At 33.0% G+C, this 16,497-nt stretch carries 20 protein-coding genes; 3 read left to right on the plus strand and 17 right to left on the minus strand.

The genetic code is table 11. The features are described 5' to 3' along the window. Positions 1 to 70: 70 nt before the first annotated feature. The 3 genes from EQ029_RS09440 to EQ029_RS09450 all read right to left on the minus strand — a co-directional run bounded on the left by EQ029_RS09440 (position 71) and on the right by EQ029_RS09450 (position 2,262). A complete protein-coding gene (locus EQ029_RS09440) occupies positions 71 to 1,279 on the minus strand; it encodes an NAD(P)/FAD-dependent oxidoreductase (protein ID WP_037559155.1) in 1,209 nt (402 codons plus the stop codon). A gap of 365 nt (positions 1,280 to 1,644) precedes the next feature. After that, a complete protein-coding gene (locus tag EQ029_RS09445; protein WP_037559158.1) occupies positions 1,645 to 2,004 on the minus strand; it encodes a HesB/IscA family protein in 360 nt (119 codons plus the stop codon). 12 nt (positions 2,005 to 2,016) lie between these two features. Beyond that, a complete protein-coding gene (locus EQ029_RS09450; RefSeq protein ID WP_037538976.1) occupies positions 2,017 to 2,262 on the minus strand; it encodes a YuzB family protein in 246 nt (81 codons plus the stop codon). Between the two features lie 354 nt (positions 2,263 to 2,616). Here EQ029_RS09450 and EQ029_RS09455 point away from each other — a divergent pair, with 354 nt between their 5' ends. Continuing rightward, complete coding sequence (locus tag EQ029_RS09455; RefSeq protein WP_037559160.1) at positions 2,617 to 3,681, plus strand: NAD(P)/FAD-dependent oxidoreductase; 1,065 nt, start codon at positions 2,617 to 2,619, stop codon at positions 3,679 to 3,681. Positions 3,682 to 3,762: 81 nt separating this feature from the next. Here the strand turns inward: EQ029_RS09455 and EQ029_RS09460 are convergent, their stop codons facing one another. Continuing rightward, positions 3,763 to 4,083, minus strand: coding sequence for a YuzD family protein (locus EQ029_RS09460; protein WP_037548965.1), 321 nt, complete (start codon positions 4,081 to 4,083; stop codon positions 3,763 to 3,765). A gap of 103 nt (positions 4,084 to 4,186) precedes the next feature. Here EQ029_RS09460 and EQ029_RS09465 point away from each other — a divergent pair, with 103 nt between their 5' ends. Continuing rightward, positions 4,187 to 4,429, plus strand: a complete 243-nt coding sequence (locus EQ029_RS09465) for a NifU family protein (RefSeq protein WP_002433501.1) — start codon at positions 4,187 to 4,189, stop codon at positions 4,427 to 4,429. Positions 4,430 to 4,510: 81 nt separating this feature from the next. Here the strand turns inward: EQ029_RS09465 and dltD are convergent, their stop codons facing one another. The 8 genes from dltD to EQ029_RS09505 all read right to left on the minus strand — a co-directional run bounded on the left by dltD (position 4,511) and on the right by EQ029_RS09505 (position 11,410). Next, on the minus strand, positions 4,511 to 5,701 hold the full coding sequence (gene dltD, locus EQ029_RS09470; protein ID WP_037559165.1) for a D-alanyl-lipoteichoic acid biosynthesis protein DltD: 1,191 nt from the start codon (positions 5,699 to 5,701) through the stop codon (positions 4,511 to 4,513). Next, positions 5,698 to 5,934, minus strand: coding sequence for a D-alanine--poly(phosphoribitol) ligase subunit 2 (gene dltC / locus EQ029_RS09475; protein ID WP_011276285.1), 237 nt, complete (start codon positions 5,932 to 5,934; stop codon positions 5,698 to 5,700). The genes dltD and dltC overlap by 4 nt, the downstream gene beginning before the upstream one ends. 15 nt (positions 5,935 to 5,949) lie before the next feature. Next, entirely contained in the window at positions 5,950 to 7,164 is a 1,215-nt protein-coding gene (gene dltB, locus EQ029_RS09480) for a D-alanyl-lipoteichoic acid biosynthesis protein DltB (RefSeq protein WP_037559168.1), read from the minus strand. Continuing rightward, positions 7,161 to 8,618, minus strand: a complete 1,458-nt coding sequence (gene dltA / locus EQ029_RS09485) for a D-alanine--poly(phosphoribitol) ligase subunit DltA (protein WP_057504910.1) — start codon at positions 8,616 to 8,618, stop codon at positions 7,161 to 7,163. Before dltA ends, dltB begins: the two co-directional genes overlap by 4 nt. A 14-nt stretch (positions 8,619 to 8,632) precedes the next feature. Next, positions 8,633 to 8,761 carry a teichoic acid D-Ala incorporation-associated protein DltX gene (locus EQ029_RS09490; RefSeq protein ID WP_103262005.1) on the minus strand — a complete coding sequence of 43 codons (129 nt, stop codon included), beginning with the start codon at positions 8,759 to 8,761 and terminating at the stop codon, positions 8,633 to 8,635. 440 nt (positions 8,762 to 9,201) lie between these two features. Beyond that, positions 9,202 to 10,167, minus strand: coding sequence for a 2-hydroxyacid dehydrogenase (locus EQ029_RS09495; protein ID WP_053030970.1), 966 nt, complete (start codon positions 10,165 to 10,167; stop codon positions 9,202 to 9,204). 17 nt (positions 10,168 to 10,184) lie between these two features. Further along, positions 10,185 to 10,976 (minus strand): TIGR01457 family HAD-type hydrolase, encoded by a 792-nt coding sequence (locus EQ029_RS09500; RefSeq protein WP_037559179.1) that lies wholly within the window; start codon positions 10,974 to 10,976, stop codon positions 10,185 to 10,187. Then, positions 10,976 to 11,410 (minus strand): DUF86 domain-containing protein, encoded by a 435-nt coding sequence (locus EQ029_RS09505; RefSeq protein WP_037559183.1) that lies wholly within the window; start codon positions 11,408 to 11,410, stop codon positions 10,976 to 10,978. The genes EQ029_RS09500 and EQ029_RS09505 overlap by 1 nt, the downstream gene beginning before the upstream one ends. Before the next feature lie 102 nt (positions 11,411 to 11,512). On the opposite strand from EQ029_RS09505, the gene EQ029_RS09510 reads away from it, so the two are divergent. Continuing rightward, positions 11,513 to 11,779, plus strand: a complete 267-nt coding sequence (locus tag EQ029_RS09510) for a DUF3055 domain-containing protein (protein ID WP_037548938.1) — start codon at positions 11,513 to 11,515, stop codon at positions 11,777 to 11,779. A gap of 72 nt (positions 11,780 to 11,851) precedes the next feature. On the opposite strand, the gene EQ029_RS09515 is transcribed toward EQ029_RS09510, so the two are convergent. The 5 genes from EQ029_RS09515 to EQ029_RS09535 form a co-directional block, all read right to left on the minus strand. Further along, on the minus strand, positions 11,852 to 12,244 hold the full coding sequence (locus tag EQ029_RS09515; RefSeq protein ID WP_011276293.1) for a YutD family protein: 393 nt from the start codon (positions 12,242 to 12,244) through the stop codon (positions 11,852 to 11,854). Between the two features lie 108 nt (positions 12,245 to 12,352). Next, positions 12,353 to 13,273: a lipoyl synthase gene (lipA, locus tag EQ029_RS09520; protein ID WP_029376689.1), complete on the minus strand. Its 921-nt coding sequence runs from the start codon at positions 13,271 to 13,273 to the stop codon at positions 12,353 to 12,355. 132 nt (positions 13,274 to 13,405) lie between these two features. Continuing rightward, positions 13,406 to 14,728, minus strand: coding sequence for a bifunctional metallophosphatase/5'-nucleotidase (locus tag EQ029_RS09525; RefSeq protein ID WP_011276295.1), 1,323 nt, complete (start codon positions 14,726 to 14,728; stop codon positions 13,406 to 13,408). A 21-nt stretch (positions 14,729 to 14,749) separates the two neighbouring features. Continuing rightward, positions 14,750 to 15,577 (minus strand): sulfite exporter TauE/SafE family protein, encoded by an 828-nt coding sequence (locus EQ029_RS09530; protein WP_011276296.1) that lies wholly within the window; start codon positions 15,575 to 15,577, stop codon positions 14,750 to 14,752. A 13-nt stretch (positions 15,578 to 15,590) separates the two neighbouring features. Then, positions 15,591 to 16,439: a DUF72 domain-containing protein gene (locus EQ029_RS09535; RefSeq protein ID WP_011276297.1), complete on the minus strand. Its 849-nt coding sequence runs from the start codon at positions 16,437 to 16,439 to the stop codon at positions 15,591 to 15,593. Positions 16,440 to 16,497 lie beyond the last annotated feature (58 nt).

Below are 16,497 nucleotides of genomic sequence, written 5' to 3' on the forward strand. Positions count from 1 at the left end.
GCGAATTGGCATTGTAGCTTTAAATTAGTATTTATTTTCAAAATCATATTAGATAATTTATATGAGAAACTTAGAATTTACCTTTTTTGAATGCTAAGCCTACGCCACCGATTTTGAATACTGCACGAGTATCGATAACTTTTTTCATGAATGCAGCTTTTTTACCAGTAATGTCTCTACCGTATACGATACCAACACCATCATGTGCACCTAATGAACATACAGTACCACGATCAACATATTCAAAGTCTGTAGCTGCTTGACCGTTTAAGATGTTTTTAATGCTTTTCGCAACGTGTTCACCTTGTTGCATTGCAATTTGTGCTGTAGTTGGTAATGGACGTTCTTCACCAGCTGGGATGAATGCTGAAACGTCACCAATAACAAAGATATCATCATGACCTTCAATAGTTAAATCTTGTTTAGTCACGATACGACCACGTTTAACACCTTCAAATGATTCTTCCATTAATTTACTACCACGAACACCAGCAGCCCAGATTGCTGTACCAGCTTCTAATTGTTGTTCTTGATCATTAATTTTAACTACGAAACCTTTTTCGTTACAAGCAACGATTGGTGTAGCAATTTTGAATTCAACACCACGGTCTTCTAGGTAGTTAACTGCGTAATTAACTAATTCATCAGAGAACATTGGTAACATTTTTGGCGCAGCTTCAACACAAGTTACTCTAACTTTGTTTTGATTAACACCGTATTTATTACATAATTCAGGAATTCTTTCAGTTAATTCACCTAAGAATTCGATACCTGTAAAGCCTGCACCACCAACTAAGATAGCTAAGTCTTTATCATCTTTTTCTTTAGAAGCTGCGTAGTTTGCAAATTTATCTTCGATGTGACGAGATAATTTACGTGCAGTTTCAATATTTTCAATTTGGAAAGCATAGTCTTTCATACCATTAATTCCAAATGTTTCACTTTCAAAACCTAATGCTACTACTAAAATGTCGTAATCATAGATACCGTGATTTGTTTCTACTTTTTTAGCGTTACGGTCGATTTTAGTTACTTCTGCATTGATAAATTTAACTTTATCTTCTTTAATTACACTTTCAATTGGGTAAATTAAATCTTCATAGTTTAATGTACCAGCTGAAGCTTCATGTAACCAAGTTGCTTCGTAGTGATATTTATTTTTGTTAATTAATGTAATATCCGCTTCGTCAGCAGAAAGTTCTTTTTGTAATTTAGTTACTGTTTGTAAACCAGCATAACCTGCACCTAAAACAAGTACTTTTTTACGATCTTGTGCCATTTCATTCACCTAAGCTTTCATAATTATTTTCTTAAATGTAGAAAAAGGCTACAAATTTCAGAACATAACAAAGTTCAGATGTAACAATATATTTTACCTTAATATATGTTTATCTGATTCATTCAAAAGACTTTGCACTTAACCTATTGTTCATCCCCATTTATAGTCTTAGTCAACACTTTCATTTTCAGTTCGATTTTATGAACTTTAGTTCACAAAAAAGACAAAGTTCAATCCATCTTCAATTCTATAGTTTTTATAGTTCATTTTCAAGCAACAACAAGACTATTATTAAAATAATCATATTATCCTGAAAATTACTGTCTTAAAGTATTACTCTTAGTGATAAATTACTTGCAATTATATTAGCATTCTTCCGGATTTCCAGCTACTTTAGCAGTTCTAAATGAACTACCACAACCACATGAAGCGATTGCGTTAGGGTTTTCAATTTGGAATCCTCCACCCATTAAAGATTGTTTGAAATCAATTGTCGTACCATTTAATACAGGCACATCATATTTGTCTACTAATACTTTTAATCCATAAAATTCAAGTACTTCATCATTTTCTCCTGGTTGTTCTTCAGCTGACATACCATATGTCAGACCTGTACAGCCACCACCGTTTACTTTAATCTTTAAATATCCATCTGCCATGTCATTACTTTTCAACATATCTTTTACTTCATAAGCTGCCGCTTCAGTTAATGTTACAGTTGACATAAACCATTCCTCCTATAATAAGTTAGTAAAGTCATTCTCTTCTATATGTTTATAAATATTATTTAATAACTCATCTGGTGTATCACCTTCAACAGTATCACCATCTACCAATGCATACAACCCACATGAACATACGCCACAATTATTTAAACATCCGTATTCTAATACATCCACATCAGGATCATTCTCAAGCTTATCGTAAACGTAGTCTCCGCCTTTTGCCATATTTGAAATGCAAAATTCGACTAATGGAAACATACTTCACCTTCTTCTTCATTTTTTTAATTATATTATTATAACAAATCTTGATTTGGCCTGCATTGTCCTCGCTCATCATTTTTATATTATTTGGAACAACAATACACACCTATATCTTTAGCTTAGTTTCGTTACCACACATTTCATTGTAGTCATTTTGAAAAAAAGATATAATAACCATATACATATATCATACACTTTATTGTTAGGGGCAATAAATGTGGTGGATAAACTACTTTGATTGTTTGAAATTTTTAAATAAAAGTTTAAATAATTTACTAAAGTTTGCTTAATTCAAAGGGTATTAGTCAAAATCATTTCGGAATAACAAATTTTTATAAAGGGGTATAACAGATGAAAAATTTAGTATTACTTGGTGGCGGCTATGGTAATATGCGTATCATGTCGCGTATCTTACCTGATGCATTACCAGAAAATTATACTTTAACGTTAATTGATCGTATGCCATTCCATGGCTTGAAACCAGAATTTTATGCTTTAGCTGCGGGTACTAAGTCTGATAGTGATGTTCGTATGAACTTTCCTGATTCAGAACGCGTTAATACTATTTATGGGGAAATTAATGATATTGATTTAGATGCTCAAATCGTATCTGTTGGTAATACAAAAGTAGATTATGATGAATTAGTTATTGGCTTAGGTTGTGAAGATAAATATCATAATGTTCCTGGTGCTGAGGAATACACGCATAGTATTCAAACACTCTCCAAGGCACGCGAAACATTTCATAGTATTAGTGAATTACCTAGTGGCGCTAGTGTAGGTATTGTTGGTGCTGGCTTAAGCGGCATAGAGTTAGCAAGTGAGCTTCGTGAAAGTCGTGAAGATTTAGAAGTCATACTTTATGACCGTGGTGAGCGAATTTTAAGGAATTTTCCTGAAAAATTAAGCAATTATATCGCTAAATGGTTCCGTGAAAACAATGTTAAAGTAGTGCCTAATTCTTTAATTGATAAAGTGGAACCAGGAAAAATTTATAATAGTGGTACACCAGAAAATGTTGATTTAGTTGTCTGGACTGCTGGAATTCAACCTGTTGAAGTTGTAAGACATTTACCGATTGATATCAATCGAAGTGGACGTGTCATCATCAATCAATATCATCAAGTGCCAACATATCTTAATGTATTTATAGTCGGAGATTGTGCTGATTTACCTCATGCACCAAGTGCACAATTAGCTGAAGTTCAAGGTGATCAAATCGCTAATGTACTTAAGAAACAATGGAATAATGAACCATTACCAGATAAAATGCCTGAATTAAAAGTACAAGGTTTCCTTGGTTCTCTTGGCGAGAAAAAAGGCTTTGCCTATATTATGGACCGTACAGTTACCGGACGTCTTGCTCATATACTTAAATCGGGCGTCCTATGGTTATATAAATATCATAATGGTTAATAATAAAATAAGGGGTAGGATAGAATTCATGATGAATCCTATCCTACCCCGACCTCTTTTTCTCAAGAATTATACTTTAAATTAATTTGCAAAATGTTTATCTACAAAGTTTGTAATTTGCTTTGTTTGAATATAACCATCTGCTACATACTCATCATTCATTGTAATTAAAGGATAAAATAATTCATCTTCCTCAATTTGTTCAATATACTGTTGGTCATGATCACTTAGATTATCTGTTTGATTTTGAAAATCAATGTATGTGTATTTAAATTGAATGTCTGGATACTTTCTTTCTAATAAAGGTTTAATCCATTCAAATGTATTAATAGATGTTGGTGCATTGACGCAACTTGCACATACGACATCAGCGCCATATACTACCACGCTTACTTTAGTCATACTCAAATCCCCCGTTTTGTTTTATAGATTTTTCTTTCTTTATCTATTATAATAAATTAATAATGAATTTATGAAGTAATTTACTTGAAAGGAGACATATCTCATGCCTACTGAGAATGCAACGATGTTTGATCAAGTAGCTGAAGTCATTGAACGTTTACGTCCATTTTTATTACGTGATGGTGGAGACTGTACATTAGTAGATGTAGAAGATGGTATTGTGAAATTACAATTACACGGAGCTTGTGGTACTTGTCCTAGCTCAACAATCACATTAAAAGCCGGCATTGAACGTGCGTTACACGAAGAAGTTCCAGGCGTTATTGAAGTTGAACAAGTATTCTAAGCGTCTGAAATATAATATATATATTCAATAAAGCACCAACGCGCAGAGTTCTTAAACTCTGCGCGTTGGTGCTTTTGTTAATTATTGGTGTTCATGTTGTTTATTATGATCTTTGTTATGCGGGTTTTTGTCACCATTCATATGTTGAACAATATGTTGGTTCATGTGAGCCCAACCTTTCCAACCTACGTGAACGACATCACTAAGAACATATTTCTCATAATCTTTATCTGACATATCATACACCTTACCACCATGTGCTACTACAGTTTGATGTATTTTCTTATAGACTGGTTCTCTTGTTGAGCGTTCAATACCTAAGTGATCATACCATTTACCATTCACCGGTAAAATAACGTATTGTACGTTTGCACCTGCATTATGCATTGTATCCACTAACAATGATAAATCATTAAATTCTGGAGAGTTCATTTTAAACTCATATTTACGATGATTCATTGGCTTTTTATGCATAAGTTTTTCCCAATATTCATTACGTATTCCATAATTATTTGATGATGAGCGTTTCTCACCTAATGTCACAGCTTTATCTTGCATTTCCTGCCATGATACATTTGGCTCAGTCACAGGTTTCACATGTGATAATGGCGACTTATCTAATGAGAAGTAAGTTTTAATCGCTTCAATTTTTAATAACTGATTCTCTTTAAAGCGAGAAACATAGTTACCATCTACTTTACCGTGATTATTTACGACGTCTTTCAAGAATTCTTTATTCGACGCACTTTTAAATTGTAATAAGCGTTTGGCATATCTCTCTTTTAATTCTGAAGGCATATCTTTTTGTTGAAATAACTGATTAATTTGATTTGGTGTTGTACGTGCTGCAAAATCACGATCATTAACACCATGCGTACTAAACCATTGTGGTGAAATAATAAATGTCATCTTTTTCCCTTTTAGTTGATCATATTGACCAGCTAATTCAATTGCATTGATTAAATCTGTATTACCACCCGTACCAATTAGAAAAATTGGTTTAGTATGTTTTCTATGATTTAGAGCAAGTGCAGGGTTAAATGGATCTAATTTATTCAGTTCACTTGACCCATATATTGGATAATATTTATCACTACTAAATAGTTTATTTTGAATGAGCGTACCTTTAAGAACTTGATCTGTTAAAGATATTCTATTATTAGCGACAGCCTTGTTTGTAACTAATCCAGTAAACCAGCTAGCAGGCATTAATACGAAGGCTAGAAATAAAATGCCGCTAATAATAATTGGTAAAAATGGTTTTAATTTCATCGTAATTCTTCTAATGCTTCAACAATTTTGTTTGGAGTTGCCCACTCATCACGATCGAAATCCATGATAGATACTTCAATGCCTAATCTGTTTTGAATCTCAAGTAATAAACCTACCGTTTGGAATGAATCGATGATACCCTCTTCGAAGATTTCAACATCAGGATTCTCTTTTACAACATCATTTTCTGCCACATCAGCTAATAAATCTAATACTTGTTCTTTAAATTCCATAATTTATGACTCCTTTTAAATTAATTTTCCTGAAAAGATTAAAAATCCAAATGCTACAAAATGGAAAGTAATGATAATACTCAACGCTGTAGTAAAACCATTTTGCCAACGTGGTGGATGTTTCTTTCTCCAACGTTCATAGTATCCATAACCAATAAACATCAGTCCATGGTAAATACCATAAACGATATAGAATAACTCTAAACCATGCCACACACCCATGATAAAGAAGTTTAAGAAGAATGCGAAATTAGACATCGCAAATTGACTTTTAAATGTTTTTTTACGTGACATATAGAATAATGTACGCATATAAATACAATCTCTAAACCAGAACGATAATGACATATGCCATCTATTCCAGAAGTCTTTTATATTTTTGGCTTTGAAAGGTTGCTTGAAGTTAGGCGGTGTATTAATACCGTATAAATAACTTACTGCTACAGCAAATAAGCTGTATCCTGCAAAATCAAAGAATAAATAGAAACTATAAGCATACATATATAGCCATTTATGAGTAAATCCATCTAGATTCATTAATAATGGATGAATTACATAAACATTGATTAAATAAGCGATAATATACTTGTATAAAAATCCAAGCATAATCATGTGTATCGCTTTGGCAACCATTTCCCTATATTGTTCACTTGTAGGAACCTTTTTATCGTCTTTAACAAAACGTTTATAGCGATCAATTGGCCCTGAAGACACCGTTGGGAAGAAAGAAATGAATTGGAATAATTTCCCAACTTTGATCTCTTTAATAGATCCATCTCGAATCTCCATAATTAATTGCACACTTTTAAACGTTACATAAGAAATACCTAGGAAACCTACAAATTCTATAAGCTTGTGTTCATGGAAATGAATTTGTTGACCACCTAGCCATGAGCTTTGTAATACTTTAACAATCGCTAATGGCAAAATGGATAAAATCATTACAATGACAAATTTGCTAAATGTATTACTCTTCTGTCTTGATTTATAATAACCCATAATTAATAACACTTGCCATATGAGATAAATTACAAAACTGATGAGTTGAATACTTAAATATTTATTACCGAATAAATTATGTTTATCTGATGAAAAGATGATGACAATCATAATTACAGTACTTAAACCGTTATAAATATAGCTTCGCTTACCTAAAAATCCGAGTATGATGACTGGTAAAAGTACTATAAATGCAACTAAGAAGAAGGTAAACGTGCCATATGGAATCATGCGTTAATATCCTCTGCGACTTGTTTACGATCAAGCTTTCCGTTTGACGTTAATGGTAACTGTTTCATCCAAACAAATTTTCTCGGAATCATATATTCAGGTAAGCGAGATTTTAGTTCAGATTTAATTTGTCTTGTCATTTCTAAATCATCTTTAACTTCTTCAGTCGGAACGACAGCACCGATTAAATGTATTACTTTATTATTTTTATATACTGGAACGACAACAGTTTCTCTAACAAACTCTGATTGTCTAAGTTGCGTTTCAATTTCTTCCAATTCCATTCGGTAACCGTTAAGTTTAATTTGGAAATCAATTCTTCCTTGAATGAACCATTGTCCATCTTTCTCGATGGCTTTATCACCCGTATGATATATACGAAGTCCATCTTCAAAGTTAAATACCGCATCGGTTTTTTCTTTGTTATCTAAATACCCAAGACTAACACTATTACCTTTAATAACAAGTTCACCTTCGTCTGTTGTAAACAATGATGTGTTAGGTCTTGAAACACCAACAGGTAGCGGGTTATAAGCTTCAATAATTTCAGGTGTCAATTTAATACCTGTAACAGCTACTGTCGCTTCCGTAGGTCCATACGTGTTATAAACCACTGCACTTGGATATCTATCTAAAAGTGCTTTCGCAGTTCTATGAGGTAAGATTTCTCCACAGAAGAAGAAATGATTCAAGCTTGTGTAACTTAATTCGTTAAGGTTAGGTAATAGCAAGCACATTTCCATAAATGATGGTGTAGATACCCATGCATTGATTGGTGTATTAACTAACATTTCATTGAGTAATTTAGGTTTATTGATCATTTCTTTATCTACTAAATTAAGTGTGCCACCTGATGTTAAACAAGGATAAATTGCCATGACTGATAAATCGAACGAGAATGGTGCTTGATTTAACCACTCTTGTGAACCTTCTGATTCATTAAGCGATACCATCCATTCTGCAAATTCTATTAAATTTGCATATTCGATCTGAACACCTTTAGGCTCACCTGTTGAACCAGATGTAAAAATAGTATATACAACATCCGTTAATCCCATTTGACTGTCAAATAGTGTTGGATTATCAGAACCTTGGATACTTTGAATTGTAAGTTCTTGTATATTGGAATAATTTAATTGTGTATCTGTTGTGTTAAATATAATGTCCGGTTGTACTTTATTTATAATCATATTCACACGTTCACTTGGTACTGAAGTGTCAATAGGTACATAGCCACAACCTGCTTTGATAGCACCTATCATTCCCACTAACATGTAAGGTGACATATGTCCATAAACGATTAACGGCTTATGATTATCTTGTAATAGATGCGCTAATTTACTAGATTCATCCATTAATTGTTGATATGTTAATTCTTCATCTTTATGTCTAACTGCTACACGTTCAGGATCACTTTGACCGAAGTCATTTATTAAATTTATGATATCTGTCATAATTAGACTCCTTATTAAAATTCATTATAAATGAAATTATTATGTGTATCGCCGGAACCATAAATTAGGTACAGCGCAATAAATATCGCTAAATATAAAAGTGTTAATAAATAAGGTTTAGCTTTCTCATAATATTTCATCATCTTATGATTTTTCTCTTTCAATGCACTATTGCACCTCACTATCATTTCAAATATCGGAGTGAAGTATTCGTCCTACTCCTGAGTTAAAACCGAATTCACGAAAACAAAACAAAATTCATTAAATATAATTTTTATATATTATATATTCATCTTATTATAATTAAAATTTGATTTTAAGGCAAATTAATTTTCCCACTTCAAACTATTGTGCTAATGATGCTAAATTAACACTTAAAAAATTAATAAGATTTTATGCGTTAATGTTACTATCAACAACACTGCATTAGTGGCAATGATGAATTCAAATGACAATAATTATATTAGTACCAAATAGTTAGCTTAACAATTACATACGGTATAACAAAACTGTTAGTTATAATAAAAGAACCTCTATCGTTCATGGTTAAATCTTTACCTAAACGTTAGAAGTTCTTTAAAATTTATTTATTAGTAATCGGAGTCAACGGTTTTTCTCCTTTTAATATCGCAGCAATGTTATCAACACATAATTGAATCATTCGATCTCTAGTTGCCACAGAAGCACTACCTATATGCGGTAATATGACTGCTTTCTCCATTTTTAAGAGAGGGTGATCAAGTTTACTAGGTTCCTCACGTAAGACGTCTAAACCACATCCACCAATTTCATGATTGTTCAATGCATCAATTAGAGCATCCTCGTCTACAATTGCACCACGGCCGATATTAATGAAGATTGCATCGTTTTTCATTTTTGAAAACGCATCTTTATTAAACTTATTCTCTGTTTCAGGTGTCAATGGCGCAGTACATACGACAAAATCACTGTCTTCTAATAATGTATCAAAGGATACATAACTTGCATTAAGTTCTGATTCTGCATCTTCATGTCTTGAACGATTATGATACAAGATAGTTGTATTAAATCCTTGAAGTCGACGTGCAAAACTCTTTCCAATATCACCCATACCATAAATACCTACAGTTGAACCATGAACATCCTTACCAGATAATAAGTATGGTCCCCAGCTTTTCCATTCACCATCTTGTACATATTTTTCCGCTTCAACAATACGTCGTGCCACAGTTAACATTAACGTAAACCCTAATTCGGCTGTCGTTTCTGTAAGTACTTGAGGTGTATTAGTAACGACTATACCTTTTTCTTGAGCTAACTTAACATCAATGTTGTCAAAACCAACCGCCATATTTGCTATTACCTTTACATGTTTAGCGTGTTCGAGACATGTGGCATCAATCTTTTCACTTAATGTGATGAAACATGCATCAACATCTTCTAATTCTTTCAAAAATTGCTCTCTAGGCATAGGTTCAAATGCTTCTTTCCACATTTTAACGTCGCCGAACTGTTCCAATTGCTCTATGAAACGATCTGGAATTTGACGTGTGACTAGAATTTTAACCATGTCATGCCACCCCTCTTTTATTTTTGGGCATTTCTTTCTAATTCTGAAATTGCTACATTTAAGTCTTTAAATGAATATGTAGGTTGTTGGTCTTTTTCTTTTAGTTCTTCATAAGTCGTTACACCAGTTTGTACATGAATTGTGTCAACACCAACATTAATACCAGACATGATATCGGTATCATACAAATCGCCAACCATTGCTACGTCTGATTTATCTAATTTCAAGATGTCTAAAGCAATATCCATAATGACTGGCTCCGGTTTACCAATAAATTGTGGTGCTTGACCTGTAGATACACTAACTACACTTGTAATCGCACCATTACCTGGTAAGAAACCACGTTCTTTAGGAATCGATACATCAGGGTTCGTTGAAATAAATCTTGCACCCTTACGTACTGCAAGCGTTGCCACAGCTAATTTTTCGTAAGTAACGTTTTCATCTAAACCAATCGCAACATAATCAACGTTTTCATCATCTTTTACAGTTAATCCAGCTTCAGTTAAAGCTGTGCGTAAGCCACTGCCGCCAAGCATGTATACCGTAGCATCACTTTTCTCATCTGCAATATAATTTGCTGTTGCTAAGGCAGACGTTACAACTTCCTCAGGCTTCGCATCAATATTCATTTCTTTTAATTTTTGCGTTACCTCTTCAGGCGTCTTTGTAGAGTTGTTTGTAACATATAAATGCGGGATTTGATGATTGTTTAAGTAGTCAATAAATTGTGCTGCACCATCGATTTCATCTGTACCTATATACATAGTTCCATCTAAGTCAATTAAATATCCTTTATAATTTTTCATTACTTGTTATCTCCTTTTCCAAAAGCGGTAACTGGAACATTCTCTTTCTCAAGGAACTGAGTTACCTCTTGAATAAACTGTTCATAATAAGGCAAAGCCTCGTCAAATAATGGCTGAATCTTACTATTATCAAGTTCTGTATAATGGTGTGCGAACTGCTTTCTAATGTCAACTGTTTCATTAACATATCGTTGAGTAGATTTCGAAATAACACCTTCTAGTTCAAGAATATCGATGACATCTTTATAATTTCCTGGATCCCTCAAGATAAAACCATCAATAATCATATTACCTATATCCACAGATGATTCAATTAACATTTGTGCGATACGTTCAAATGCATAATGATTTCCTTTATTCGATTCATAATCTTTAATTAATTGATTTAAGTAAGTTAATTTTAAAATAAGCTGATCTTTATCTACAAAATACATATCCTTCACCTCTTAATATGTCTATCATATCACAGTTTTGCATAGGTCTTCATTTGTCGTTATACTTAATTAAAAATACAAGATAAAAGGAGTTCTACTCTTATGATAGATATGTACTTATATGATGATGAAGAACAAAGCCAAGTACAGTTTGTAGGCTTTGTAGGTGAACATAGCCGTTATGATTTAATGCTCGTTCAAACAGATCGTCATTACGGTAAGACACTTGTGCTAAATATGCAAACAAACAAATTCGGTATTATCGGGACAGATGATATTGAAGAAGAAGGATATATCGCGCATATTCTAGGTGTGAGTCAAGAAGAAAGTGATGAAATCATTGAATATCTTAATCAAGTCATTCAATAATTACTATTTTAAAAGCTGTGAAAAAATCTCTTCTCTTAGATTTCTTCACAGCTCATTTTATTAATTCTATAGTTACTCATCTTGGTGCTTAACTTCCTGAATGGTAGGTTTAATTTTAACATCATGCAATTTATCTTCAGAATCAGACAAAATAACATCCTCTTCATCATGATTTAATTGTTGTACCTCTTTGTTAGATAAATGACGTAAAACAAAATAAGGACAACCGAAATTGCAATATTCTAATATATAATCTTGAATACTCGAAAAACGTTTCGAGATTTCAGCTTTTTTATTCGTATCCTTATAGAAACCTTTTAATCGTAATTGATCATATCCAAAATCCCCTACAATAAAATCATACTTATCTAATATATCTGAATATCTCGATGCAAATAATTCTTCATCAAAGCATGATCTATATTCTTCAATGATTTCAAAATATTGTTGACCTATCTTAATCATAATTTGTCACCTTTAACTCGTATAATAAAAACTTAGATTACACAATTCAATTTAAAATGTGCAACCTAAGTCTCTAAAAACTTAATCTAAACCGTTTAATTGTTCAAATTAATTTTGTTGTAATTTTTCTTCACCTAAACGGTGTTTTTCTTTAGCCGCTTCATTTACTTGTTCGTCGGCATGATAAGAACTACGTACCATTGGGCCAGCTTCACAGTGTTTGAAACCTTTGTCCATAGCTACTTTTCTTAATTTACCAAATTCTAATGGTGTATAGTATTTTTCAACTTTTAAATGCTTACGTGATGGTTGTAAATATTGACCAATTGTTAAAATGTCTACATCATTTGCACGAAGATCATCCATTGTTTCATAAATCTCTTCAATCGTTTCTCCTAAACCAACCATTAAGCTTGATTTAGTAGGAATATCTGGTTGCAATTCTTTAGAACGACGTAAGAACTCTAATGTTCTTTCATATGTTGCACGTGCACGAACTCTTGGTGTTAAACGACGTACTGTTTCGATATTATGGTTTAAGATATCAGGTTTAGAAGCCATTAATGTTTCAAGTGCTTCATAGTCACCACCCATGTCTGATGGTAAGATTTCAATTGTAGTGAATGGATTACGTTCACGTACTTTACGTACTGTTTCAGCATATACGTTAGAACCTGCATCTCTTAAGTCATCACGTGCAACTGCAGTGATAACAACGTGTTTTAAATTCATTAACTCAACTGATTCTGCAACACGTTCTGGTTCATTTAAGTCTAGTTCATTAGGTAATCCAGTTTTAACTGCACAGAAACGACATGCTCTTGTACATACTGCACCTAAAATCATAAATGTAGCAGTACGTCTAGCACCCCAACATTCATGTATATTTGGACACTTTGCTTCTTCGCAAACAGTGTGTAAGTTCTTTTCACGCATCATCTTCTTGAGGCCAATATAGTTTTCGTTCGTGTTAAGCTTAATTTTCAACCAATCTGGTTTACGTAAGATTTCTTCATTTTTAGTAGCCATAACCACGTATACCCTCCTGTATAATATATCTTTTCCTATTATAACGAAATTTACATTAAATTAAAACGTAATAAACCACAAATTTCAACCTTGAATTTAATTCTATTCTATACATAATTTATTTGTGTTATTCTATTGCAGTCTCAATAACTTATCTTTAAAGATATCTCTAAGGAACTGAGGCATAATATAATCAATTGACTTCCCTTTCAATATAGGGAAATATCTACCAAACGTATACATATCAACTGTTCCTAAAGTGTATATTTTATCATCAACTACCGCTTCACCATTAACAAAGAATCTATTTTCTGACTGGATAAAACCGCAATTATATAAAATATAGCCTCCAAATATATCTCCTCTAAAACCTAGTCCTTGAGCATGTTCATGCATATATTCTTGCTTCTGACTTTTTTCAATTACTTTTTTCAATTCACTACCTGTCAAACGTACGCGCACTAGATTAATTGGATGTGGCAACATTTTATGAATATCATATTCCGTTAGTCTATCCGCTTCAATTCCTTTTACAATTAAACCAGCATTTATGATAGTACAATCTGTATTAGTAAATTCAAATACACTTTCAGCTAATAAATAAGTCGTTTTAGTAATGACATCTGTTTTACTATTTAAGTTGATAGGATAATCAATCACCGGTTCACTCATCAATGCCTTTCCTTCTGACTCATAATCTGTTTCAACCATAGGTAATGTTTCAACCGGATAAATAATCGCTTCTTTACTAACAACCTTTTTATTTTCAATAGTTAAATTAACTTCACCTAAATAATAACCATATTTACCAGCAGCTGCCATAAGTACGCCATTATTCATTTCACCCTCATCAAAATGATGGTGTGTATGACTCCCAAAAATCACATCAATTTCAGGAATCTCTTGGCATAACTTTTCATCAAAAAAGATGCCTACATGACTCATCACAATAAGTACATCATAATTACCCTGTTGATTAGCGATTTCATCTTTAATCGCTTCTAAAGGATCCGTTACAATCCAATCAAGAGCTCTGTAAAATGGTGTGAAAGGTGCTGTTGCCGCTACAAATAAAATACGTACGCCTTCAATTTCTTTAATACATGATGAGGCTATGTTATGAGGTAACTTCCCTTCTTCATCGATAACATTTGTACAAATGACGTTAAATGTCGCATTATTATATAAATTATTTAATGCTTCATGAGAGATGGTCATACCTTCATTATTACCTATCGTCGCAATATCACACTGAGCCTCATTAAGCAAGTCGATATTCTTGCGACCTATCGTTGCTTGAGTCACTGGTGCTGATAAATCCACATGGTCGCCTATATCTAAATAGAGTGAGGGATGTTGAAGTTTGGGTCTATGTTCTGCCATATAAGATGTTATACGTGCATATTCGTTTAAATGACTATGAATATCGTTCGTGTGAAAAATGGTTAACTTCACTTAAATTCCCCCTATATTTATTTAAAGAAAAGATTTAATAATTAAGTATACACCCATTATCAACATAACCGTACGTAATAGCGTTACAACAGTTTCAGATTTAATCGAGTGGTTAACACGTACTCCAATTTGGGCGCCGATATAACTTGAAATAATAAGAATTATAGAATATGACCATGCAACATGTCCTTGTAAAATGTGACCTATAGAACTCATAACACTTGAAAAGAAAATCATCATCATGCTTGTACCAACTGCAACGTGTGGTGGAAATCTGAAAACAATTAACATTAGTGGTGTCATTAATGCGCCACCACCAATTCCGAATAGACCTGTTAAAATACCAATGAACAGTGTCGCAACAAATGCAAATAAAGGTGGTACGCTATAGTGATATGTCTTTCCTTCAGAATCAACATACGTTTTACGATATTTCTCTTTATCAAAAATCTTAAACGGTTTGATTTTATGTCTCACCATTAAAATAATTGAAACAATAATCATAAAAATACCGAAGTATAAATTGAAAGACTCTAAAGTAAGATATCTACTTAAAAACGAACCTAACAATGAACCTGGTAATAATCCAAACAAGAAGATAGAACCATTTTTAATATCTACCTGCTTCGTCTTTAAGTAGCCTAAGGATGAAGATAAGCCTGTGACGATTAGAATCACCGATGATGTTCCTATCGCTATTTGTGGTGTAATACCATGTAAAACATCGTGTGTAACGCCCAAGTATACCAGTGTTGGAACAATAATGATCCCACCACCAATACCTACTAATGACCCTAAAATAGCAGAGAAAAGGCCGATAAGCACTAATAAAATAATTGTCACTAACATTATATTTCGCCTCTTAGAATAATTTTAATTGTTGCGGAGCTAAACCTGTGTATTCAATATCTAACATATCCTGATATGTTTTAGCGTTTTGAGCAGCATGCCCACCCGAGTTATTATTAAATACGACATAAACCTTTTTAGCTTTTTGTTCTATAATTCTAACTTTATTAGCTAAATCGGTAAGCTCTTCTTTGTTGTAGTTATATAAGTATCTCACATCACGCCACTCTTGGTCGGTCATGTCTTTTTTGGTCCAGCCTTGTCTATTTCTTCCATGATAGCGTACAAAAGCCGTCTCAGTAGTAATACGATTAACTAGTGGTATTGAGCCTTCGCGCACTTGTGGCTCATCTACTACTGAATGGATAATGTGGTGCTCAGTTAAAAATGACAGCGTTTGTTCCTTAAATTGATCGTTAAACCATGATTGATGTCGAAACTCGACACAAATCGGTACATCATCCAATTGTTGACGAACATACAAGATATATTTGATATTTTGTGCCGTACAATCAAACCAAGGTGGAAATTGAACTAAGACCATAGCTAGTTTGTGATGATCTATAAGTGGTTGTAGCATTTGTTTGAATTGCTCGAATAATTCACTTCTTGTTTCTGCGTAATCTTTATAATCTGCATGTAGTGTAAGTGCTTGATGAATCTTCACTATAAATTCAAAACGATCAGGTGTTTCTTTAATCCATTTCATGATATTTCTTTCAGGTTGGATGGCGTAGTAAGATGCATCAAGTTCAACGATTGGAAAGTGACTAGCGTATGTTTGCAACTTATCTGATTGTCGTTCTAAATCCTCATATAAAGAATCGTGATCTCCCCATCCAGTAAGACCTATATTTATCATTTTTATCACCAGCTATATGATACCATATTCAATTTTATGATATCACTTGTTCTATATC

Source organism: Staphylococcus haemolyticus, assembly GCF_006094395.1.
Classification (GTDB): domain Bacteria; phylum Bacillota; class Bacilli; order Staphylococcales; family Staphylococcaceae; genus Staphylococcus; species Staphylococcus haemolyticus.

Bases quoted from the DNA above. Each gene is read 5' to 3' on its own strand.
- EQ029_RS09440 (WP_037559155.1), bottom strand. From the start codon at position 1,279: ATGGCACAAGATCGTAAAAAAGTACTTGTTTTAGGTGCAGGTTATGCT.
- EQ029_RS09445 (WP_037559158.1), bottom strand. From the start codon at position 2,004: ATGTCAACTGTAACATTAACTGAAGCGGCAGCTTATGAAGTAAAAGAT.
- EQ029_RS09450 (WP_037538976.1), bottom strand. From the start codon at position 2,262: ATGTTTCCATTAGTCGAATTTTGCATTTCAAATATGGCAAAAGGCGGA.
- EQ029_RS09455 (WP_037559160.1), top strand. From the start codon at position 2,617: ATGAAAAATTTAGTATTACTTGGTGGCGGCTATGGTAATATGCGTATC.
- EQ029_RS09460 (WP_037548965.1), bottom strand. From the start codon at position 4,083: ATGACTAAAGTAAGCGTGGTAGTATATGGCGCTGATGTCGTATGTGCA.
- EQ029_RS09465 (WP_002433501.1), top strand. From the start codon at position 4,187: ATGCCTACTGAGAATGCAACGATGTTTGATCAAGTAGCTGAAGTCATT.
- dltD (WP_037559165.1), bottom strand. From the start codon at position 5,701: ATGAAATTAAAACCATTTTTACCAATTATTATTAGCGGCATTTTATTT.
- dltC (WP_011276285.1), bottom strand. From the start codon at position 5,934: ATGGAATTTAAAGAACAAGTATTAGATTTATTAGCTGATGTGGCAGAA.
- dltB (WP_037559168.1), bottom strand. From the start codon at position 7,164: ATGATTCCATATGGCACGTTTACCTTCTTCTTAGTTGCATTTATAGTA.
- dltA (WP_057504910.1), bottom strand. From the start codon at position 8,618: ATGACAGATATCATAAATTTAATAAATGACTTCGGTCAAAGTGATCCT.
- EQ029_RS09490 (WP_103262005.1), bottom strand. From the start codon at position 8,761: ATGATGAAATATTATGAGAAAGCTAAACCTTATTTATTAACACTTTTA.
- EQ029_RS09495 (WP_053030970.1), bottom strand. From the start codon at position 10,167: ATGGTTAAAATTCTAGTCACACGTCAAATTCCAGATCGTTTCATAGAG.
- EQ029_RS09500 (WP_037559179.1), bottom strand. From the start codon at position 10,976: ATGAAAAATTATAAAGGATATTTAATTGACTTAGATGGAACTATGTAT.
- EQ029_RS09505 (WP_037559183.1), bottom strand. From the start codon at position 11,410: ATGTATTTTGTAGATAAAGATCAGCTTATTTTAAAATTAACTTACTTA.
- EQ029_RS09510 (WP_037548938.1), top strand. From the start codon at position 11,513: ATGATAGATATGTACTTATATGATGATGAAGAACAAAGCCAAGTACAG.
- EQ029_RS09515 (WP_011276293.1), bottom strand. From the start codon at position 12,244: ATGATTAAGATAGGTCAACAATATTTTGAAATCATTGAAGAATATAGA.
- lipA (WP_029376689.1), bottom strand. From the start codon at position 13,273: ATGGCTACTAAAAATGAAGAAATCTTACGTAAACCAGATTGGTTGAAA.
- EQ029_RS09530 (WP_011276296.1), bottom strand. From the start codon at position 15,577: ATGTTAGTGACAATTATTTTATTAGTGCTTATCGGCCTTTTCTCTGCT.
- EQ029_RS09535 (WP_011276297.1), bottom strand. From the start codon at position 16,439: ATGATAAATATAGGTCTTACTGGATGGGGAGATCACGATTCTTTATAT.